The 20204-nt window shown below is 42.8% G+C and carries 22 protein-coding genes and 1 tRNA gene; 18 read left to right on the top strand and 5 right to left on the bottom strand.

The features are described from left to right. Positions 1 to 126 precede the first annotated feature (126 nt). From HKI82_RS08810 to HKI82_RS20655, 13 genes are all read left to right on the top strand, one after another. Complete coding sequence (locus HKI82_RS08810; protein WP_020432400.1) at positions 127 to 609, top strand: phage regulatory CII family protein; 483 nt, start codon at positions 127 to 129, stop codon at positions 607 to 609. A 28-nt stretch (positions 610 to 637) separates the two neighbouring features. Further along, positions 638 to 1339 (top strand): tyrosine-type recombinase/integrase, encoded by a 702-nt coding sequence (locus HKI82_RS08805; protein ID WP_171137780.1) that lies wholly within the window; start codon positions 638 to 640, stop codon positions 1337 to 1339. Beyond that, entirely contained in the window at positions 1327 to 1527 is a 201-nt protein-coding gene (locus HKI82_RS08800; RefSeq protein WP_171137779.1) for a hypothetical protein, read from the top strand. The genes HKI82_RS08805 and HKI82_RS08800 overlap by 13 nt, the downstream gene beginning before the upstream one ends. A gap of 22 nt (positions 1528 to 1549) precedes the next feature. Beyond that, a complete protein-coding gene (locus tag HKI82_RS08795; protein WP_081878688.1) occupies positions 1550 to 1852 on the top strand; it encodes a hypothetical protein in 303 nt (100 codons plus the stop codon). Beyond that, positions 1845 to 2144, top strand: coding sequence for a hypothetical protein (locus HKI82_RS08790; RefSeq protein WP_171137778.1), 300 nt, complete (start codon positions 1845 to 1847; stop codon positions 2142 to 2144). The genes HKI82_RS08795 and HKI82_RS08790 overlap by 8 nt, the downstream gene beginning before the upstream one ends. After that, positions 2134 to 2430, top strand: a complete 297-nt coding sequence (locus HKI82_RS20495; protein ID WP_390632300.1) for a hypothetical protein — start codon at positions 2134 to 2136, stop codon at positions 2428 to 2430. The genes HKI82_RS08790 and HKI82_RS20495 overlap by 11 nt, the downstream gene beginning before the upstream one ends. Continuing rightward, the gene (locus tag HKI82_RS08780) at positions 2396 to 5155 is read left to right on the top strand and encodes a toprim domain-containing protein (RefSeq protein ID WP_171137777.1); all 2760 of its coding nucleotides are present in this window, start codon (positions 2396 to 2398) and stop codon (positions 5153 to 5155) included. The genes HKI82_RS20495 and HKI82_RS08780 overlap by 35 nt, the downstream gene beginning before the upstream one ends. Positions 5156 to 5164: 9 nt before the next feature. After that, a complete protein-coding gene (locus HKI82_RS08775; protein ID WP_171137776.1) occupies positions 5165 to 5470 on the top strand; it encodes a DUF3850 domain-containing protein in 306 nt (101 codons plus the stop codon). Continuing rightward, positions 5467 to 5736, top strand: coding sequence for a hypothetical protein (locus tag HKI82_RS08770; protein WP_020433376.1), 270 nt, complete (start codon positions 5467 to 5469; stop codon positions 5734 to 5736). The genes HKI82_RS08775 and HKI82_RS08770 overlap by 4 nt, the downstream gene beginning before the upstream one ends. Next, positions 5714 to 5959: a hypothetical protein gene (locus tag HKI82_RS08765; protein ID WP_171137775.1), complete on the top strand. Its 246-nt coding sequence runs from the start codon at positions 5714 to 5716 to the stop codon at positions 5957 to 5959. Before HKI82_RS08770 ends, HKI82_RS08765 begins: the two co-directional genes overlap by 23 nt. A 33-nt stretch (positions 5960 to 5992) precedes the next feature. Next, on the top strand, positions 5993 to 6499 hold the full coding sequence (locus HKI82_RS08760) for a PadR family transcriptional regulator (RefSeq protein WP_171137774.1): 507 nt from the start codon (positions 5993 to 5995) through the stop codon (positions 6497 to 6499). Between the two features lie 202 nt (positions 6500 to 6701). Then, positions 6702 to 6896, top strand: coding sequence for a DNA-binding protein (locus HKI82_RS08755; RefSeq protein WP_171137773.1), 195 nt, complete (start codon positions 6702 to 6704; stop codon positions 6894 to 6896). Between the two features lie 17 nt (positions 6897 to 6913). Further along, positions 6914 to 8080 (top strand): tyrosine-type recombinase/integrase, encoded by a 1167-nt coding sequence (locus tag HKI82_RS20655; RefSeq protein WP_171137772.1) that lies wholly within the window; start codon positions 6914 to 6916, stop codon positions 8078 to 8080. 105 nt (positions 8081 to 8185) lie between these two features. Here the strand turns inward: HKI82_RS20655 and HKI82_RS08745 are convergent. The 3 genes from HKI82_RS08745 to HKI82_RS08735 all read right to left on the bottom strand — a co-directional run bounded on the left by HKI82_RS08745 (position 8186) and on the right by HKI82_RS08735 (position 10377). Further along, positions 8186 to 8262, bottom strand: a tRNA-Pro gene (locus HKI82_RS08745). Positions 8263 to 8324: 62 nt separating this feature from the next. Next, a complete protein-coding gene (locus HKI82_RS08740) occupies positions 8325 to 10127 on the bottom strand; it encodes a DUF3413 domain-containing protein (protein WP_102940784.1) in 1803 nt (600 codons plus the stop codon). 34 nt (positions 10128 to 10161) lie between these two features. Beyond that, positions 10162 to 10377: a YejL family protein gene (locus HKI82_RS08735; RefSeq protein ID WP_042483648.1), complete on the bottom strand. Its 216-nt coding sequence runs from the start codon at positions 10375 to 10377 to the stop codon at positions 10162 to 10164. 84 nt (positions 10378 to 10461) lie between these two features. On the opposite strand from HKI82_RS08735, the gene yejK reads away from it, so the two are divergent. From yejK to asd, 3 genes are all read left to right on the top strand, one after another. Beyond that, a complete protein-coding gene (yejK, locus tag HKI82_RS08730; protein ID WP_102940783.1) occupies positions 10462 to 11463 on the top strand; it encodes a nucleoid-associated protein YejK in 1002 nt (333 codons plus the stop codon). Positions 11464 to 11605: 142 nt separating this feature from the next. Continuing rightward, the gene (locus HKI82_RS08725) at positions 11606 to 12877 is read left to right on the top strand and encodes an Hpt domain-containing protein (RefSeq protein ID WP_102940782.1); all 1272 of its coding nucleotides are present in this window, start codon (positions 11606 to 11608) and stop codon (positions 12875 to 12877) included. Positions 12878 to 13423: 546 nt separating this feature from the next. Next, positions 13424 to 14536 (top strand): aspartate-semialdehyde dehydrogenase, encoded by a 1113-nt coding sequence (asd, locus tag HKI82_RS08720; protein WP_171137771.1) that lies wholly within the window; start codon positions 13424 to 13426, stop codon positions 14534 to 14536. Positions 14537 to 14609: 73 nt separating this feature from the next. Here asd and HKI82_RS08715 read toward each other — a convergent pair whose 3' ends face one another. Both HKI82_RS08715 and HKI82_RS08710 read right to left on the bottom strand, forming a co-directional pair. Beyond that, positions 14610 to 15467: an ion transporter gene (locus HKI82_RS08715; protein ID WP_171137770.1), complete on the bottom strand. Its 858-nt coding sequence runs from the start codon at positions 15465 to 15467 to the stop codon at positions 14610 to 14612. A gap of 51 nt (positions 15468 to 15518) precedes the next feature. Next, a complete protein-coding gene (locus HKI82_RS08710) occupies positions 15519 to 16154 on the bottom strand; it encodes a YchE family NAAT transporter (RefSeq protein ID WP_102940779.1) in 636 nt (211 codons plus the stop codon). A gap of 632 nt (positions 16155 to 16786) precedes the next feature. Here HKI82_RS08710 and adhE point away from each other — a divergent pair. Then, the gene (gene adhE / locus HKI82_RS08705) at positions 16787 to 19480 is read left to right on the top strand and encodes a bifunctional acetaldehyde-CoA/alcohol dehydrogenase (protein ID WP_112403915.1); all 2694 of its coding nucleotides are present in this window, start codon (positions 16787 to 16789) and stop codon (positions 19478 to 19480) included. A gap of 299 nt (positions 19481 to 19779) precedes the next feature. After that, positions 19780 to 20190 (top strand): hypothetical protein, encoded by a 411-nt coding sequence (locus HKI82_RS08700; protein WP_171137769.1) that lies wholly within the window; start codon positions 19780 to 19782, stop codon positions 20188 to 20190. The last annotated feature ends 14 nt before the right edge of the window (positions 20191 to 20204 follow it).

Genomic DNA, 20204 nt, shown 5'->3' with positions numbered 1-20204 from the left:
CATCTGTAGGGACTCAGAGCGAGGGTGCAACCTCTATGCTCACGGCTCAAACACCATTTCATCCTTACGTAGATTGTAGCGCAGCCTTCTGAAAAACAAAACGTATTCGTTTATCAGGAGATTACGATGACATCAGTTATTGAAGCGGCTCTTACCTGTGAATTCCCTCAGGTAGTGAATGCCAGCTACAGCACGTTAAAACAATTCAACAACACTGCAGAACTTGAACGTCTGTTGGGTAAGCGCCCGGGCGTTCTTCCTAATGAGATCAACCCAAATCAACATGGCCACAAGTTTGGGCTGTTTGATGCTTTACGCCTAATGAAGCTAACGGGAGACATTCAAATCCTCCGTTCCATCGCTTCCGAACTTGGCTACTCGCTTTATTTCCTCGGTGATTATTCCGGCATTTCTGATGTTGAGCTGCTGAACAGTTATAGCCAATGGCATGCCGAAATCGGCGATGTAAACCGCGCTATTGCTGAAGCATTAGAAGATGGTGATATCGAACAACATGAATTCGAAAGAATTGAACGTGAATTACGTGAAACGTTTACGGCTGCTTTGGCGCTGTTAGAACGTCTTCGTGCACTAGTTGTAGTGAATTAAGTAACGGCGAAGCCAACGGAGGTATGCCATGAATACTTTATCAACTCAAAATCTAAGTTCTTCAATCAATCTGTTTCTGCACTACTTCACTGAGCAGGAAGAGAAAAAGCTATTCAAAACGGTTAAGGAAACACAGGGCATTTATGCGAAGAGGGATTACTACTGGATGCTATTGATGCGTGAAACTGCGATTCGTTTAGGGGTGTTAGCTGGCCCAGATGCAGGTAAAGCACAACGTCACGATTTGCCTATGGTAGGGCTAACGGTTGGTGACGCTGAACGTAGTTTGCAAGAAGGCTATTTGGTTTACGACAGCATGAACGCTAAGAACCTTAAAAAACACCCGATCGCTTTAAACAAGTCCGCAACCAGTGCGTTAAGACACTTACTTAAAATTCATAAAGAAATGAGCGAAGGCATCGATTGGGAAACGCCACGACTAGACCGTCCTCTTTTTCTTAGCCGGAACAATCAGGCGATGAGCCGCCGTTCTTTCCAACACCGTTTTACACAATGGTGCCGACTTGCCGAAGTACCTGCAGGTACACCGCACTGGTTACGCCATTCATGGGCAAAACGCTATCTAGAACGCACAACGTCACCAGATGCGTTGCGTAGAGTTCAAGCGGTGCTTGGACACTCGAACCTTTCTACAACCTCGATCTATACGGCACCTGACCGTGAGTCTCTGGATTCAGCTATGAGAGAGGCAAGCACATGTTTTCGATAGAAAGTTCAGTAAAGCAGCAGTGTGCTGAATCGGTTGTTCGTGGGGATGTTATCAATCTTTTAGGGCATGAATTCTGGGTGGTTGAAAAGTGCGAAGCACAAGGGCCAAACATGATTGTTAAGTGTGTTGGTGAAGATCCTTTAAGTATCAGTAAAGACAGAGTCGTTTCAGTTCGCTCGTATCGATAAGGGGATAAGGATGTACAAGGCTATGGCTAGGTTACAAGAAGCAGCAATGGATATGCGTAGAAAGGCGCTTGCCGCGGCACTACGCAATATCAACTTGCATGTATTTGGTGGAAGAGCGAATTCAAAGCGCTTGGAAGAGTACGTGGCAGAACGGATGAAGTTAAGGCCTATCGATATTCGTCTTTGGTGCTCTGGTGATGGAGTCCCTGAAGCTTATGTCGATGAGTTTTTATCGTTGTTGAATGAGAACTCTGTTTGGCGCAAACATCAGATTCGCCCATCACAGAAGCTTGTCGAAGCTTACATGGAGAAGAGTTATGCCTAACCAAGTAGCGGCGACAAAGCTTTCGCCACCGGAACGAGCTTGTTTGTTCAAACTGGAACAACAGATGGTTCGCCAGCAAGGGTTTATTAATCGTCATGTGTTCATTGATGAACAAGATGCAGTTTTCACTCAGTGGGAGCAAGAAGGCCACATCGAATTGGATGAAAGCGAACTCAAACATTTACCTCAGGAGCAAGTGGAGCAACAGCAACTCACACATAGCTGTCATTTAAGTGAACAGCTTTGGATTGCTTCAGCTTGTCTGCGTCGGATTTATGCGTGTGACTTATAGCTACAGGGGGTGTCAATGCCCCCTCTGGTATTCCACGCCTGTTTTAACCCGACTGGCCGCGCCTTCCGTGGTGTTAACCACATTAGAGCCAGATAAAAAGCAGATGGTGTGGGCGCATATTCAGCAAAACCACCAACCCATTGCCAACCTGTTGAAGTCATCGGAATTTAAACAGGTAAAACAGAATTTAGAACAGTACTTTGGCCCAGTTGCGATTGGGGTAGATTTAAAAGATATCGGAGGCACGCTCTATGGCGTCCGCAGAACAACTAAAACAGATCATTGATTTACACGAGTTGGCTGATCGTTTGGGTATGGAACGTCCAGACCCTACTGGAAACTATAAGGCTCCTAATCGCCCAGACAAACACCCAAGTGTCAGCATTTTTGATGCAGCCCAAGCGGGTTACATGATGTGGAAAGACCATACGTCTGGTGAAAAAGGTTCCTGTATTGATTTGGTTATTTATTGTGGCCAAGCGGTAGATTCCAGCGAGGCTATGCAGTGGCTTCATGCTGAATTCAATATTCCTACTGATAATGCTCCTCAGCAAATTAAGCAGCAAAGTCAGCTTTCTTGGGTTGCAGAGAAGCAGCTGGCTGTTGCATCGGATGCAAAGGCGTATTTGGTTGATCAACGTGGCATTCCGGCTCCTGTCGTTGAGATGCTTATCAAACGTGGTGCTATCGGTTTTAGTGACTGGCATAGCCCGAAAAAGAACCCTGGTGAACTTGGTTACGGTGGCCCTGCAGTGACGTTCCCTAGTCGCTGTTTGTTTACTAACGAAGTGATGGGGATTGATTTACGTTTTATTGATCCGGCTTTGAATGGTGACAACAAAACCAAAGCTATGGGTGAGAAACGCGGTTATCCATACATTCCTGACAAGGTTGCATTAAAGCGCGCAAAAACAGTGATTGTGGTTGAGTCTGCTATCAATGCTATTTCTGCGATCGCAGCTTTTGACCCTGAAGGGAAAGGTAAAGGGTTGTTTACTGCTATTGCAACTCGCGGTTTAGCGGTCGAAGAAATTGATTGGCGCTTTTTAACGGGCAAACGTGTGATTTGTTGCTTCGATAATGATGAACCTATCGCGGACGGACCTAGGAAAGGTCACAGACCAGGGCCAGAAGCCGCTTGGATAGTTCATGAGAAATGTACCGCATTAAACATCCCTTGTTTCCTTGTTGATCATAAAAATGGTAAGTGGGAAGGGCTTAATGACCTTAACGACTTTTTGAAACAGCACGGACCAAAACTCACCAAATATAACCTTATCTACAACTTGGATCAGTGGCTCGTTACTGGGCAAGACGGTGAATTTGAACATGCTAATCACAAGCGTTTACCACTCCCCAATCATGACCAACATCTTTATTGGACTTACCGAGTAAAACCGGACTTTACCAGTTACCTGAAAGTGGTTACCGACGGGGAAAGTGAGCAGAAAATTCCGCAGGACGTTTGTTCTTTCCGCATTGCAGGCTTATCGAAAATTACTATTTCTTCAGCCAGCTCTGCGATGACTGGCGAACCGGATTTACAGCCAACGAAAGTTTACTCTGCAACTATCCAAACGCCAGATTCACCTAATGAACTGACTCGTTTTGTACTTAAGCGCGAGCAATTGTACAACATCGACGTTTGGCGTCGTGTTGGCGGTGGTATTTTCAACCCAGGAAAGTTCACCCGTATGATCTCGATTCTAGAGCGTGCTACTCACATCGGTGAACGTAGCGCTGTGAACTTCGTGGGTTTAGCCTGGCATGATGGCAAAGCCATCTTAAATGAAGGACCTGATTCTTTCTTTACTGACCCAACTCAGCAGTGTCCTTATCACAACCTGCAATTCCCTTCAGGAACACCAGAACAAGGCCGTCGAGTCATTGAGGCTTACCACGCAACTTTCAAAAACAATGCCGCTTTGATGTTATTGGTTTGGGGGTTAGGTGCTCATGCCAAAACGTTCTTAGGATTCTGGCCACACTACATGCTTAACGCTGGTAAAGGGGCGGGTAAATCAACTTTGGTTAAATCATTAGAACGCACTTTGGCGTTTACCATGTTCTCTGGCCAGAGTTTGAAAACCGAGTTCCGTTTGCTGACATCGATATCGCACACCTCTCATCCAGTTGGTTGGGAAGAGCTTTCAGCTCAGGGACAGGGTGTAATCGATAAAGCCGTTGCCATGCTTCAAGAAAGTTACCAATACACCATCACTCGCCGTGGTACCGATATGACCGAGTTCTTGAGTATCGCGCCAGTTCTGCTAGCTGGTGAGGATGTGCCGGTGCAATCACTACTGGGTAAATTGGTCCGTTCAGATCTAACAGGCCGTAAGGGAGACATGATTCCCGATGAATTGCCTCGTTTCCCAGTTAAAGACTGGATCAAATATCTGACTTCATACACTCGTCCGCAAATGAAACGTGCCTACCGAGAATGTGTGGATTACCTCTCTAAGCATTGCATGGCAAAACCAGATGACAACGGTGCTAACCGTATGCGTGATAACTATGCATGCCTAATGCTGACTTGGCGCCTTCTATGTGAATTCACAGGTGTAGCGAGTAACTACGGTGATTTTGTAAAAGACATCGTTACGGAGATGAACACCCATATTCGTGAGACAGAAGCCGAGCGTGAGCCATGGGTTTGGATCATGGAGCTGATTCTAGGCGAAATGGATGCTGGCCACTTCCGCCATCCATACGCATTTGACTGGGTGGAAGGTGAGTTGTGTTTGTTAGTTCGTACTAGCCACATCATGCAACACATCAGCCAAAGCCCAGCATTAAAAGCCAAATTCGATAGTTTGCCAGTGAAGAGCGATCGCATTCTCAAGAAACAATTGAAAGAAGCCAAAGTAGTTTTGAAAGATGGCCATGAGAAATCTATTAACGGCAAACGCATCGCCAACTTTGTCGCTCTGGGTGTTGAGGACTTGCGAGCGTTCGGCCTGTTCCCTGCCGTTCCAGACGACGTTCAAGAGAAAGAAACTAACCAGTAAGGAGGAGGGATGAAAAACCATCAACTCAAAATTAAAACAGAGTACTTAAATTCCATCATTTTGGGCGACAAGACCTTTGAAATTCGCAAGAACGACAGGGATTTCAAAGTAGGTGATCGAGTAACGCTAATCGAAGAAGAAGGTAATCGTTATCTGACTATTCGCATCAAGTACATCACTAACTACGCCCAACAAGATGGCTACATTGTTTTTTCCTTCGATTGGATCAGCGGCGGAAAAGTAATAGGAGAAGACAACAGTATGGCTGTTGATTGGGTACCGATGAGCTTCGCTGAACTGAGGGACTTTAATTGAATAACTACATCGCAGCTTTTCTCAATGACAACGGCGCGCTTTCGGTATGCAAGAAATCTGACGAAGTCATCAAGATGGAGCTTGGTTCGTTTTCAAGCTTTGAGAAGGCTGTTGAATCGGCGTGTGATCTATTGGAAAGCCACATTATCGGTAACGGTGTATTACATCGAGACGCAGGTTTTGGAGGCTTTCTTATTTGTAACGAACAAGAGTTCGAAAAACTAAACAAGGAGGCAGTTGAAAATGCCAAAAACAAAACCGCTTAACCATATTGCAAAACTCATTGCTGAAGTCTACGAAGAAGCTGGTATGGACAAGCCATATATCGAAGGCAAAAAGCACGATATGAGCAACCACGAGAACAAGTATGAAACGTTGGCCAGCGCCATTAATCTCGATACAGGCAATCGTAAACGCTTAGCAGCAAAGCTAGGTATAACATCACTGCACTTAGATGTGACCGTGACAGTTCTCAATCATCACTGTTAATACAAATTGTATAAACCGCAGAAGGTAAAGCATATGTACTTATCTAATTTACAACTCGTCATGATGGCTGAAATCAGCCAGGAACCATCAACTGGCTATGATCTATCGAAGTCATTACTTGATAAGGGTTGGAAAGCATCCCACCAACAGATTTATCGTGATTTAGCCAAACTCAATGAGCAGAGTTTAGTCTCTCTAAGCGAAGTCCCTCAATCGGGTAAACCAGATAAAAAGCTGTATCTGCTTAATGATGCTGGCAAAAGTATGTTGGCGAAAGCGTTAGATATTGAACCATCCGTGCCACGTATCCAAGATGAAGCGCTGGTTCATTTGTTCCTAGCTAATGGTTATTACTTTGAACAACTGGAGTTACAACTAAGGAACGCTATCGCATGTGCAGAAGAACAGCAGCACGGGAATGACACATTATTGAAATTAGTTATTACTCGAGAGATAGAGCGTTTAACTGCAGATCACCGCTGGGTTATTCGAGTTCTTGAAGAAATTGCTCCGGGAGTATTCAACACGCAAGCCGCATAGGTACGCAAAACTATGCTCATGGCTCAAACACAATCTATGGGATTCCATGGATCGCCCCATAGGTTTTCAAAGCCCTCTTGCGGCAACTTGAGGGCTAAGAATTAACCAGAAGTCATTTAACTATCTGAATTAATTAAGTCTGTTCATTTCATCCCATAGGTTCACAGGTTTTTTTGTACGTCCCTGTGGGTGGAGATCTTTTATGTTAGTGAAACTCAGCACTTGGCGAAAAATACGATTTCCAGTAGGAGGAGCGCCAGACGTACGCATCTGTCGTAGGGAAATTGATTTAGGCACGTTGCCAGGAAAGAAAATTGGTCGTTCATACTATGTCGATTTAGACAAAGAAAAGAGCTCTAGCGGTGATCCATTTTTGGATGAATTGCTATCTCATTAACAAGTATTGAGGTGACCGTGCCACGTCCAAGAAGTAGCAAGTATAGAGACCTTCCAGAAGGTCTCTATTTCAAAGGTAAAAAGGGTTATGTGTTACGTCGTATTGATGACAGCTGGAAATCCTTGGGTCATGACAAGAGCAGAGCTATAGCCCTAGCCAGAAGATATAACGCGACATATAGAGTTGACCCAGAAATTGCTCATCCTATCAATTTTGATTTAGTTGCCCCGCATAACCGCAGAGCAGTAGAAAAACTTTCATCTTTCTTTGCCCGCGTTTCTGAACGTTATGCTGAAGACGATAAACCGAACAGAGATACGTTGGCTATGTTCAATAGTCGGCTAGAAAAGTTGAATAGTTTGATTGGTGACCGAGTTGGGATGTCTATCTCTTTAGATGATGTGAACCTAGTTCTTGATACCGTCGCCAAGGATAAGTCGAATAATGTTTTCAATCGTTGGCTCTCTTTTATGGTCAAAGTATTTGATTACGCCGTAGATGAGTCGGTTATGAAAGATAATCCCGCCAAACGTAAGAAGCGCAAGCCGAAAGAAGAAAAGCAGCGTCAGCGCCTTAACTTAGACGAATACAAATCTATTTGGATTCACGCTCCTCAATGGATGCGTATTGCCATGGATTTATCATTGGAAACAACACACGCCGTAAATGAAATCTGCGCAATGAAATATGAAGATATAACTATGCTAGATGAGCCCGTTCTTGAAGATGGGATTGAAGTCTTTGGCTATTTGAAAGTACACCGACAAAAAGTAAAGGCAAAAGAAGCCAGCCGCGTAAGTATCCCAGTGACAAGGTCACTGCTGAAAATCGTAGAAGCAAGTAAAGACAATGTTGAATCACCGTACATAGTTCACCGTATGCCTGTAAAGTGCAGTAACCAAATTAGCCAGTATTGTGACCATATAACTCAAGTGAACAGGAAATATTTGAGTCGTGTTTTTTCCGCGCTACGAGACAAAGCAAAAGTGAAGAAGAATGTGTCTGCTGAATGCAAGCCGACGTTTCATGAGATAAGAGGTCTTAGTATTCACCTCTATGATAAGGCTGGACATGACCCTCAAGCTCGAGCTGCCCACTCAGATTCACGTAGTACCAAAATTTATAAAGAAGGTCATGTCAAATGGGTACAGGTACCAGCCGCTGAACTGGACATTTGGCAATAATATTGGAACCAGTTTTGGAACTGTTTTGGAACCGCCTCATTTTAAGGCGGTTTTTTATAGGCGTAAAAAAGCCCGTAACTCTTTGAATTACGGGCTCTAGGTGTATGGTCGGACTGAGAGGATTTGAACCTCCGACCCCCGACACCCCATGACGGTGCGCTACCAAGCTGCGCTACAGTCCGATTCGCGTAATCTAATCAGTTTTTTTCTGGTCGTCAATACGAAAGTATTTTAACCAACTGATTTAATTATCTTTCGCGTAAAAACGTTGCAGTTCGGTGAACCCCTGCATTAACACAGGTAGAGTCGGGTTCTCTTCTTTTAAGCGTTGATAGTTATCATCGTAAAGTTTGAAGTTACCAAACTTATCTATCACCGTTGTTTGTTCATCAGTAATAAGTGCGAGTTCACGTGAATCGCCAGCAAGAATCCACTTTCTCTTCGCTTCGTTAAACATGTTTCGACCACTGCTGAAATCACTTGGGTTTGAAGATACTCCCAATAGATCCTGCATGATTGTGACAGAGAAATCTAAGTGGCTTGAACGGTGGTTATAGACACCAGCAACTCTTCCTGGCCAATGGACAATCATAGGTACTTGCAGTTGGAAACGGCTGTAGTTGCTATTCGAACCCCAGCTGTTTGTTTTCGTTTCATTAAACTCTGTTCCATGGTTAGAGGTAATAACCACAACCGTGCTGTCTAACAGTTTCAGCTCAGTGAGTTTAGTGAACAGTAAATGAAGTTCGTTATCCGCCAAAGTTACGGAATGGTTGTAGCCAGCACGTAATCGGTCACTGGTTGAACCGTTTGATGCTGCGCTATCGTATTGGTCGAAGTTATCAACGGTAGAAAGTTCTAAGTAGCTAAACCAAGGCTGTTTCTTCTGCTCAACCCAAGTAGACCAGCGAGCGATAGTTTGTTCATCGTTGCTTGTTTCTGGATCAAACGGCGCTTTAGACATTGGTAACTTGCGGAAGATGGTTTCCTGATAGAGAGGATCTTCAAAGTTATCGCCGCTAAAGAGGCCAAACTGGTATTTTTGCGATTCAAGAACATCCAGCATAATTGGTGCAGCTCCTTGAGCTTCAATGCTGCTCGCATAGCTGCTAGGCAAACCGTAGAAAAGACCAAATAAACCAAACGTATCGTTACTTGAACTGTAATGATTGGTGAAGTTGAGGTTCTCAGAAGCAAACTGATAGGTATTAGGCATCAGCTCCGGTGTTAATACGTCAGCGCGCAGGTTATTTACGCTGACCAACAGAATATTGAGGTTGTTGGCTCGGCGACCAAATTTGATTTCTTCAATCGGGTAGTTAACCAAATCAACGGTATTTTGAGTTTCTTCCAGTCTCTTGAGATATTCATCTCGGTCCAATAAACCGTGTTTCTCCATAAACGATTTCGCAGTCATAGGGTATGACAGCGGGAAATTCGATTTTTGGCTCGTAACAGGGCTATAGAAATAAGCGTCAGACCACACATAAATCAGATGGCTTGCGATAAAGCTGACGAAGAAGACCGCGGCAAGAGGGCGGCCAACACGTTTGTGGCTGAGTTTACGCTGTTTACGCCATACCCACTCAGATAAACCAAGTTGCAGTAGGAAAACAAGCGGAAGCACAACGAATAAATGCTGAAGGTCTGTTCTTACTGCGCTGCTTTCATCACTGAATAACAACTCCCAAACCACTGGCGTTAAGTGCAAGTTGATGGTTTGGTAAGCCTGAGTATCTATCAGCAGTACAGTGAGTCCGAATGTTGCGAAACAGACGGACAGAAAACGGAACAATGATCTTGAGGGGATCAAAAACGTTAACGGGAAAAGCGTCAAAAGATAGATAGCAAAGACTAAAAAGCCAAAATGCCCCACCCAAGAAAGCGCAAGATAGAGCTGTCCTAAGAAAGTTTCCGGCCACGGCGATTGTGCTATGTATCTGGTACCAATCAGCATTGCTGCAATGATGTTAAAGAAGGCAAACCAATGCCCCCAACCTACTAGACGTGATACGCGTTCGCCGTATGTGTTTCCGCTATCTACCATGTACTTTTCTATTTATCCGTTTTTATATTTAAATTCAGTCTGCTAACGAAGACATCAATGCTTGAGAAAACTTTTCCGCGATAGCTTTACGTTGCGATGCAGCAACATTTTGATTCAAAACGTTGGTCGCGACATTTCCCGCAATCATCAGGGAAAGTTCAGGAGACGCATTATGTTTATCAAGAACGGCAGCGATTTCGGTCAGGATAGTTTCAACTTTTTCGTCGCTGTATTTCGATGTAATAGGCATAAACACTCTAATGATGATAGTAAAAACGGCTTATGATAACCTACTATGCCTTACAACTGAAACCAGAACGATGATTATTTCACTATGAGTCTGCACCTTTCCAATGTCATTTTGCATCAACTAAGCAAAAATAATAACGACGAGCTAACGGTTAACTTCCGTGCTCAATCTCTTGATAATGATACATCAACAGAAAACCTAGTATCCGAGTTGCATCGCGTTTTTAATGCGAAAGCGGGTAAAGGTTTTGGCTCTTTCAAGTCTGACAGTGATTTTCAAAACTGGTTGCAAGAAATGCGTCAAAGTCAGCGTTCGTTTTACGATTTTTCTCAAATCAGTGCGCAACGTCTCAAAGACGAACTGTCGAAATATCCGTTTGCCGATGAAGGTATCTTGGTGATGGCTGAATATCAGTCACTAGCCACCGAATATCTTTTGATTGGCATTCTTCCTTTGAATCAAAGTTTAAAGGTGACAGAAGGGCTAGACATCAGTGCAACTGATTATCTCGATATCAATAAAATGGATATTGTTGCACGTGTGGATTTATCGAGCTTTGAAACGGATAAGGAGTCGAATCGTTACCTGACGTACATTAAAGGTCGCGTCGGACGTAAAGTTTCAGATTTCTTTTTGGATTTCCTTCAAGCGGAAGTGGGGCTTGATGCGAAAGTGCAAAACAAAGTTCTGATGCAAGCGGTTGAAGATTTTTGTAGTGATTCAAAGCTGGAAAAAAGCGAAGCGATTAACTACAAGAAACAGGTTTACGATTACTGCAATGATCAAATAAAAGCGGGTGAAGAAGTTCAGGTGAAAGAGTTGTCAGGTGAATTACCTCCAGCTCAGGATGGCACCAGCTTTATGGACTATACGCGTGAGCATGGTTACGAACTTGAAGATAGTTTCCCTGGCGATCGTTCAACGATGAGAAAACTGACCAAGTATGTCGGTGCTGGTGGTGGTTTGAACATCAGTTTTGACAGTTTATTAATGGGTGAGCGCGTTTTCTACGATCCGGAAACTGATACGCTGACCATTAAAGGTACTCCACCGAATCTGCGAGATCAGCTAACGCGTAAAAGTTAAGAACTAGTCGTTGTCAGATAGTGTTATCTAGAAAGAGAGCCATATGAGCTCTCTTTTTATTTCGCATTAACGCACCAGTTTTGAGAACCAATCTACGCAAGATGAATGCGGAAGGTATATGATTGTATTTAATCAATATTGAATGCTGGGACAAGGAATGGTTTTAGAGCATCATCAAAGTAAATTTGTCTATAAAGCAATGACCATAATCGGAGTTATTTGGCTGCTTTGCGTGTCGGTTATTTTTGTCCAGTACAGGCAAACGGCCAAGATGAGTGACGATGTTGTCGAATTAGGCAATCACATCATGTCATTTCATAATTCGCTTCATTTTAGATCTCCTTACCGTGTCATTCATACCAATGACATGTCCCTCAATATCCAATTAATTTATTCATTGCGAGTGCAGTTAGAAGCGGATTATGAACACTCCGTATTTCAGCCTGATGTGACTCATCTAATTTATGTTATCGATAAGTTTATCGAAAAAAGCCAACTGTTCTTAAGCTCGGACTTGGATGTGCTCAATATGGCTGAGCAGCTTAAATTGTTTCGCTCGGAATATGAGAATCAACCCGATATCAGGCGTTATTACGTTGACTTAGGTGCTTATCTTTTTGAAGCATTATTTACTGAAGGCGAGCAAAGCCCGGAAATCTATCGCTCTCTAGATAAAATCATGGTCGCCTCACAGTCGATGTCGCCAGATGACAGGCAACATTTACAACTTACTCTGGCAAAGGTTTCCAAACTCTTAAGCGAGTATGCAGAAAGCGGATACCTAGTAAACCGACTGCTACAGCACGAGATTTATCAAGAGTTGCACACCCTTGAAAATGAATATTTTAAGCTATTCGGCTTTATTAATGTTCTGTTGTTGGTTTTAAGTGGTTTACTCATAGCCAGTCTTTTTGTTGTTGTGATGTTTTGCCAAAGGCAATGCAGACGAGTCGTTGAATCGCTCCACAGTGACGAGAATGAGCCCGTTAGTGAGAAAAGTGCCGAAAAAAATAAAGGAAAAAAAGAAGTTTTGACCGATGTTCAGCATTTGCCTGTCGCTGGTACATCTGTTGAGTCCAAGATAGACATACCGCAAATGCTAAGTTCACTTAACGATGATAAGGAATCGGTGAAAATGCTGTTGCGCGTTTTTATTGAAGATCACTATGAAGATGGTGAGAAGCTCCAGAAGCAAATCTCTTCTGATTTAGGTGCTGCAATGAGAACCGCACACAGCTTAAAAGGCGTGGCGGGCACTATTGGTGCGAATGAATTAAGAATCATTGCAATCGATATCGAAGCAAAATTGAAACGCGAAGAAATTCCTACCGATGAAGAAATTCAAGCGTTGACGACATCTTTAGACGAAACGGTTAAAAGTGCTCAGTTTTGGTTGGAGCAAGCCTCTATTTAGCTGTTAATTCTTATTAAATGTTGTTTTTTGTGGGCAACGTTCGAGTTGACTTATTGAGAGTCGATTTTGTGTTGTTTTTGTAGAGTAGTGTTAGATATTTCTGTTTTTAGATGAAATATTTAACTCAACTTTAGTTAAATCCTGATTAATTTGTCGAGTGCTCTACTATTATGAAAGGGTTTTTCGAGGTGATAACATTTTTTGTTTTTAATTCTTTGTTATTTAAGGTTATTTTTCTCTATATCTCTAATTTAAAAGAAAGGTGAGATGGTTTTTTAGTGGTTATTTATCGTTCTTATTCAAAGTTTTATCGTCAATTATCCGGAATATGGGGAACATTTTGTTACTAATATGCCTTTTAAAGCCGCTTAGTTGTGTTAAGTTAGTATACTTATAAGATTTGGTTGTGTAGGGAAGCGAATAGCGTCGTTTCCCTTATCATAAAGCAACAAAATAATCATTTTTATAAGAAACGCTTGAGATTTTTGTCTGAACCACTTATAGATGGTCAATTGTTTTTTCAAGAACACACGGAGAATTAGTGCGATGAGAGTAGGTTTAGTAGGTTGGCGTGGCATGGTTGGTTCGGTACTCATGCAACGTATGGTTGAAGAAGGTGATTTTAATCTAATTGAACCAGTATTCTTCAGTACCTCACAAATTGGTATCCCTGCGCCAAACTTAGGTAAAGACGCTGGCATGCTTCAGGATGCTTTTGATATTGAGAGCCTTAAGCAGCTTGACGCTATCATTACTTGTCAAGGTGGCAGCTACACCGAAAAGGTATATCCAGCATTGCGTCAAGCAGGTTGGAAGGGTTACTGGATCGATGCTGCTTCAACTCTACGTATGGCATCAGACTCTATCATCACGCTAGACCCTGTAAACTTGAAGCAAATTCAACATGGTATCCACGCGGGTACTAACACCTTTGTTGGTGGTAACTGTACTGTTAGTTTGATGCTAATGGGTCTCGGTGGTCTATTTGAAAAAGGTCTGGTTGAATGGACCAGCGCGATGACTTACCAAGCAGCTTCTGGTGCTGGCGCACAGAACATGCGTGAACTTATTTCTCAAATGGGTGTGATTAATGATTCGGTGAGCTCTGAGCTTGCTAACCCATCTAGCTCTATTCTTGATATTGATAAGAAAGTTGCGGAAACCATGCGTTCTTCATCTTTCCCAACCGATCAGTTTGGTGTTCCACTTGCTGGTTCTTTGATCCCTTGGATTGACGTGAAACGCGACAATGGCCAAAGTAAAGAAGAGTGGAAAGCAGGTGTTGAAGCGAACAAGATTCTTGGCACTCAAGACTCTCCAGTTCTGATCGACGGTACTTGTGTTCGAATTGGTGCGATGCGCTGTCACTCTCAGGCACTGACTATCAAATTAAAACAAAGTGTACCTTTAGATGAAATCGAAGAAATCATTGCTTCTCACAACGAGTGGGTAAAAGTGATTCCTAACGAGCGTGACATTACTGCTAAAGAGCTTTCACCAGCGAAAGTAACAGGCACTATGTCTATCCCTGTTGGTCGTCTGCGTAAGATGGCAATGGGTGATGACTTCCTGAATGCGTTCACCGTTGGTGACCAATTGCTTTGGGGTGCTGCTGAGCCTCTACGTCGTACACTGCGTATTATTCTTTCTGAGAAATAATAAAAGTTTCGTATATCTAAAAGCGCCCTAGGGCGCTTTTTTTACATTCTTAGAGGTGAGAAACTTCTACAGTCTAGCTGTCTATTTTTGTAACTGGCACTACTCGCTTATCTGGATCCGCCAGTTCACTTCCACAATGCTTACAAAATAGAGCATCTGATTCATGTCCCGACAGGGAACAATTGGGGCATTTCACTAATGCTCTGTGTGCACTCATCTCTTGATGCAGCTCAGCGGTAATGATGCCGGTTGGTACAGCTAGTATTGAATAACCCAATAACATGGTTAAAGCGGCTAAACCTTTACCTAGCGTTGTCTGTGGCACAACGTCGCCATAGCCGACGGTGGTAATGGTTACTATGGCCCAATAGATACTTTGAGGAATGCTGGTAAAGCCGTTTTCTGGTCCTTCAATGATGTAAATAAAGGAACCCAAGATGGTGACCAGTATTGCTACCGTGCTGAAGAAGATAATAATTTTCCTTCTGGCGCCCAACAACGACCTTAACAACAGATTGGAATCCTGAAGGTATCGAACCAGTTTGAGTATACGAAATATACGCATGACTCTCAGGGCTCGAACGACACCCACTAATGATGCTGAAGGGAACAAGATAACGAGATAGGTAGGCAATATCGCAACAAGGTCGATGATTCCGTAGAAGCTCTTTGCGTATGCGCTGGGTTTAGGTGAACAGTAGAGTCGTGTTAAGTATTCAATGGTGAATAGGGCAGTAAATCCGTATTCAATCAGTTTGAACTCGTCACGCCATTTTGCATCAAAACTTGGGATGGAACTCAGAACCAGTACGATCAAAGAGGTGAAAATTGCGATGATAAGTGCAATGTCGAAAATTTTACCCGCTTTGGTATGAGTACCAAAGATGATGACATAGAGCTGATGTTTTAAATTTTCATTTGAGAAAGACATGATAGAGCGACCTAACGTTTTTATCGCTCTATCATAGCCTTGGGGCAGCGTTTAAGCCAATCCTGGGAACAGGCTACGTAAGCCATTCGTGATAAATTCGATGCCTAACGCACCAAGTATCAAGCCCATGATACGGGTGATCACGTTGATACCTGTCTGGCCTAGCAGTTTCACAATATAAGGTGCTGAACGGAACAGTAACCATGAGCACAATGCGAAGAAAGCGATAGTGACAACAATACCAGTGGTATCCATTAAGCCTGGGTAACGAGAGCCATATACGATGGTCGAACTGATAGCACCAGGGCCTGCCATGAGAGGCATTGCCAGCGGAACCACGCCAATTTGCTCGCGGCTGATGTATTCCGATTTCTCTTGTTTGTTTTGCTTATCTTCACCCAACTTACCACTCATCATCGAAAAGGCGATGCTCATAAGCAGCAAACCACCGGCGACACGGAATGAGTCTAGAGAGATGCTGAACATGTCTAGCAGCATTTGACCGCCCAAAAGTGCAGTGATCAGAATGACAGCTACAGCAATATTCGCAGTGGCAGCGGTCTTGTTTTTCTCTTCTGGTGTCATATGCCCAGTCAGTGAGACAAACACCGGCATGATCCCCACCGGGTTAACTGCGGCAACTAAACCCAGAAAGAACTGGAGAAAAATAGCGATTTCGAACGACATGTCTGGTTCTCTCATTTTTCATAGGATTGAAATTAATTGCGCGTAATCTAAGTCAAACATAGCAAAATCACGAATGAAAAAATTTGCTGATTTTTGCAGCTTACACGTGAGAAAAACTAATTATGGTCGATAATTGAAAATCAGTTGTTTCAAATATGTTTGCATTGTTCGGCGGGTGAGTGGTTTTTTTTAACATATGTCCAGTTTTGATAAAAAAAATCACATCTGCTGGAGAGTCAAAGTGAAATAGATATACTATGAGTAGCACATGAAAACTTGTCTACATGTAGTAATGTTGTACAAAAATGAAACTTTTTTACACGATGTTGTATTTTTTTTAGATTTTTGGTTCGAATGCGGTATTTTTAATCAGTTTATTTTTAGCGATTATTGTCAATAAATACAACTGGTTAGGTGGTTTCTCTGGGGCTTTCTACCCATAAAGGGATAATTAGTTTTTCAGAACTGATCTGAGTCAATTTTTTTCACGTAGTGAAATATTATACTCAGCCATGAAAGCAATTTACTAAGTTCGTTGTTATTAAGTCTCTGAAGTTTTAATAAAAATGCACATACAACATGCTTAATAAAGAGTTTTTAATTTTTAATTTTTTTATTTTAGGAGATCCATTATGCCTGTAACTAATCTGGCTGAACTAGATGCTCTAGTAGCTCGCGTTAAAGCGGCTCAAGCTGAGTTTGCTACTTACTCTCAAGAGCAAGTAGACAAAATCTTCCGTGCAGCATCTCTTGCAGCTAACCAAGCTCGTATCCCTCTAGCGCAACAAGCGGTAGCGGAATCTGGCATGGGTATTGTTGAAGATAAAGTAATCAAAAACCACTTCGCTTCTGAATACATCTACAACAAATACAAAGATGAAAAAACTTGTGGTGTTCTAGAAGAAGACGACAGCATGGGCACAATGACTATCGCAGAGCCTGTGGGCATCATCTGTGGTATCGTCCCAACAACTAACCCAACTTCTACTGCAATCTTCAAATCTTTGATTTCTTTGAAGACTCGTAACGGTATTATTTTCTCACCACACCCACGTGCGAAGAACTCTACAAACGATGCAGCTAAACTGGTTCTAGACGCAGCAGTAGCAGCGGGCGCGCCAAAAGACATCATCGGTTGGATCGATCAACCATCTGTAGAGCTATCTAACGCTCTTATGAAACACGAAGGTATCGCACTTATCCTTGCGACTGGTGGTCCAGGCATGGTTAAAGCGGCTTACTCTTCTGGTAAACCAGCGATCGGTGTAGGTGCAGGTAACGTTCCAGTTGTTATCGATGAAACAGCAGACATCAAACGTGCAGTAGCTTCTGTTCTTATGTCTAAAACTTTCGATAACGGTGTAGTGTGTGCTTCTGAGCAGGCTGTAATCGTTCATAAAGACGTATACGAAGAAGTTAAAGAGCGTTTCGCTTCTCACAAAGCTCACGTACTAAGCAAAGCTGACGCTGACAAAGTACGTAAAACAATCCTAATCGACGGCGCACTAAACGCAAAAATCGTTGGTCAACCTGCTGCAGCTATCGCAGAAATGGCAGGCGTTAAAGTTCCAGCTGACACTAAAGTGCTTATCGGTGAAGGTCTTGGCAAAGTTTCTTACGACGACGAGTTCGCACATGAGAAACTATCTCCATGTCTAGGTATGTTCAAAGCAGACAGCTTCGAAGATGCTGTTGACCAAGCTGTAACAATGGTTGAAATTGGTGGTATCGGTCATACTTCTGGTCTTTACACTAACCAAGACGTAAACGCAGATCGTATTCGTTACTTCGGTGACAAGATGAAGACTGCTCGTATTCTTATCAACATTCCTACTACTCACGGTGGTATCGGTGACCTTTACAACTTCAACGTTGCTCCATCTTTAACGTTAGGTTGTGGTTCATGGGGTGGTAACTCTATCTCTGAGAACGTTGGTCCTAAACACCTAATCAACAAGAAAATTGTTGCTAAGCGAGCTGAAAACATGTTGTGGCACAAACTACCTAAGTCAATCTACTTCCGTCGTGGTAGCCTTCCAATCGCTCTTAGCGACCTAGAAGGTAAAAAACGCGCATTCCTTGTAACTGACCGTTTCCTATTCAACAACGGTTACGCTGATGAAGTAGTTTCACTACTTAAAGCTCAAGGTATGGAAGTTCAAACATTCTTTGATGTAGAAGCAGATCCAACTCTATCTGTAGTAGAGAAAGGTGCAGCTCAAATGGCTAGCTACCAACCAGACGTGATTCTAGCTCTAGGTGGTGGTTCACCGATGGATGCTGCGAAGATCATGTGGGTTATGTACGAGCACCCAGAAACTCACTTCGAAGAACTAGCAATGCGCTTTATGGACATCCGTAAACGTATCTACAAGTTCCCTAAAATGGGTCAAAAAGCTGAGTTGGTATGTATCACTACTACTTCAGGTACTGGTTCAGAAGTTACTCCATTCGCAGTTGTTACTGACGACAAGACTGGTGCTAAATACCCACTAGCTGACTACGAGCTAACTCCTAACATGGCTATCGTTGATGCGAACCTTGTTATGAACATGCCTAAGTCTCTAACAGCGTTTGGTGGTTACGATGCAGTAACTCACGCTCTTGAAGCATACGTATCTGTTCTTGCGAACGAATACTCTGACGGTCAAGCTCTTCAAGCACTTAAGATGCTAAAAGAGTACCTACCATCAAGCTACAAGAATGGTGCAAATGACCCAATCGCACGTGAAAAAGTACACAACGCAGCAACTATCGCTGGTGTAGCATTTGCGAACGCTTTCTTGGGTGTATGTCACTCAATGGCTCACAAGATTGGTGCTGAGTTCCACTTACCACACGGTCTTGCTAACGCACTGCTTATCTCTAACGTTGTACGTTACAACGCGAACGATAACCCAACTAAACAAACTGCATTCTCTCAATACGACCGTCCACAAGCACGTCGTCGTTACGCAGAAGTTGCAGAGCACTTGGGTCTAGTTCAACCAGGCGACCGTACTGCTCAGAAGATTGAACGCCTACTAGCATGGATGGATGAGCTTAAGAAAGATCTTGATATCCCAATGTCTATCCAAGCTGCGGGTGTTAACGAAGCTGACTTCCTAGCGAAAGTTGATGAACTAGCGGTTGACGCGTTTGATGACCAATGTACTGGTGCAAACCCACGTTACCCTCTAATCACTGAGCTTAAAGAAGTACTTATCTCTTCTTACTACGGTAAAGCTTTCGTTGAAGGTGAAACTTTCGAAGGTACTACTGTAATCAAGAAGAAAGCTGACCAAGTAGCTCCAGCTGCTAAAGCAGACAAAAAAGTTAAAGCTTAATTTGAGATAGGTTTTCGCTAGCACGATAACCAAATCAAGAAAACAAAAAGCCCCACTTCGGTGGGGCTTTTTTTGTCTATTCAACAGATATAGGATAATAATCAAATCTGGATCTGACTATATTTGGGTTGTCACATAAGGGCTAATTATCCATTAAAATCCTTATTATCTATAATTTTTATTAATAACGTGAATAATGCATAAAAATCATGTGGATATATATTGTGCATATTATGAATAGTTATTATTCTATGCACGAAAATAATAAAGATAGTAATTATAAATCTAAGGAAAATTGAATGAATAAAAAAGCTGTATTGCAAGTTTTGGGGCTTGCTCTAGTAACTAATTTCATTATTGGCTGCGCTAGTACTTCTGAATCGACATCTACCACTCAAGTTACCAATTCACAGGAAAATATTACGAAAGTAACAGGGAATATACCTGCTGAGAGTAAGTTCGCGAAGGTAAAGGTTGGTATGTCAATGGGGCAGGTCTATGACACCATTGGTCAACCTACGGATACATTGAGTTATATTACAGGTAAATCATTTATCCCATTCTATTTTGGTAGTGATGCAGCGAGAGTTGAAGCTTTATACAAAGGAGAAGGCCGAATAGTCTTTACCGGTGGTACTGGCTTTGGTGCGAGAGTATTTAAAGTTTATAAGGTTACATATAACCCAAGTGAGCCTGGCTACAATATGTAATTTATTAAAAAGAA

It is taken from the genome of Vibrio plantisponsor, from assembly GCF_013041605.1.
Classification (GTDB): Bacteria; Pseudomonadota; Gammaproteobacteria; order Enterobacterales; family Vibrionaceae; genus Vibrio; species Vibrio plantisponsor.
The sequence above is the reverse complement of the archived record's forward strand: the minus strand, read 5'-3'. Positions and strand labels throughout refer to the sequence as shown.

What these genes read in the sequence shown, in the direction of transcription:
- HKI82_RS08725 (WP_102940782.1), top strand. Translation starts at nt 11,606, where the DNA reads ATGCTGGGACAAGGAATGGTTTTAGAGCATCATCAAAGTAAATTTGTC.
- asd (WP_171137771.1), top strand. Translation starts at nt 13,424, where the DNA reads ATGAGAGTAGGTTTAGTAGGTTGGCGTGGCATGGTTGGTTCGGTACTC.
- HKI82_RS08760 (WP_171137774.1), top strand. Translation starts at nt 5,993, where the DNA reads ATGTACTTATCTAATTTACAACTCGTCATGATGGCTGAAATCAGCCAG.
- HKI82_RS08700 (WP_171137769.1), top strand. Translation starts at nt 19,780, where the DNA reads ATGAATAAAAAAGCTGTATTGCAAGTTTTGGGGCTTGCTCTAGTAACT.
- HKI82_RS08740 (WP_102940784.1), bottom strand. Translation starts at nt 10,127, where the DNA reads ATGGTAGATAGCGGAAACACATACGGCGAACGCGTATCACGTCTAGTA.
- HKI82_RS08780 (WP_171137777.1), top strand. Translation starts at nt 2,396, where the DNA reads ATGGCGTCCGCAGAACAACTAAAACAGATCATTGATTTACACGAGTTG.
- HKI82_RS08765 (WP_171137775.1), top strand. Translation starts at nt 5,714, where the DNA reads ATGCCAAAAACAAAACCGCTTAACCATATTGCAAAACTCATTGCTGAA.
- HKI82_RS08775 (WP_171137776.1), top strand. Translation starts at nt 5,165, where the DNA reads ATGAAAAACCATCAACTCAAAATTAAAACAGAGTACTTAAATTCCATC.
- HKI82_RS08715 (WP_171137770.1), bottom strand. Translation starts at nt 15,467, where the DNA reads ATGTCTTTCTCAAATGAAAATTTAAAACATCAGCTCTATGTCATCATC.
- HKI82_RS08735 (WP_042483648.1), bottom strand. Translation starts at nt 10,377, where the DNA reads ATGCCTATTACATCGAAATACAGCGACGAAAAAGTTGAAACTATCCTG.
- HKI82_RS08800 (WP_171137779.1), top strand. Translation starts at nt 1,327, where the DNA reads ATGTTTTCGATAGAAAGTTCAGTAAAGCAGCAGTGTGCTGAATCGGTT.
- HKI82_RS08755 (WP_171137773.1), top strand. Translation starts at nt 6,702, where the DNA reads ATGTTAGTGAAACTCAGCACTTGGCGAAAAATACGATTTCCAGTAGGA.
- HKI82_RS08805 (WP_171137780.1), top strand. Translation starts at nt 638, where the DNA reads ATGAATACTTTATCAACTCAAAATCTAAGTTCTTCAATCAATCTGTTT.
- HKI82_RS08810 (WP_020432400.1), top strand. Translation starts at nt 127, where the DNA reads ATGACATCAGTTATTGAAGCGGCTCTTACCTGTGAATTCCCTCAGGTA.
- adhE (WP_112403915.1), top strand. Translation starts at nt 16,787, where the DNA reads ATGCCTGTAACTAATCTGGCTGAACTAGATGCTCTAGTAGCTCGCGTT.
- HKI82_RS08795 (WP_081878688.1), top strand. Translation starts at nt 1,550, where the DNA reads ATGGCTAGGTTACAAGAAGCAGCAATGGATATGCGTAGAAAGGCGCTT.
- HKI82_RS08710 (WP_102940779.1), bottom strand. Translation starts at nt 16,154, where the DNA reads ATGTCGTTCGAAATCGCTATTTTTCTCCAGTTCTTTCTGGGTTTAGTT.
- HKI82_RS08790 (WP_171137778.1), top strand. Translation starts at nt 1,845, where the DNA reads ATGCCTAACCAAGTAGCGGCGACAAAGCTTTCGCCACCGGAACGAGCT.
- yejK (WP_102940783.1), top strand. Translation starts at nt 10,462, where the DNA reads ATGAGTCTGCACCTTTCCAATGTCATTTTGCATCAACTAAGCAAAAAT.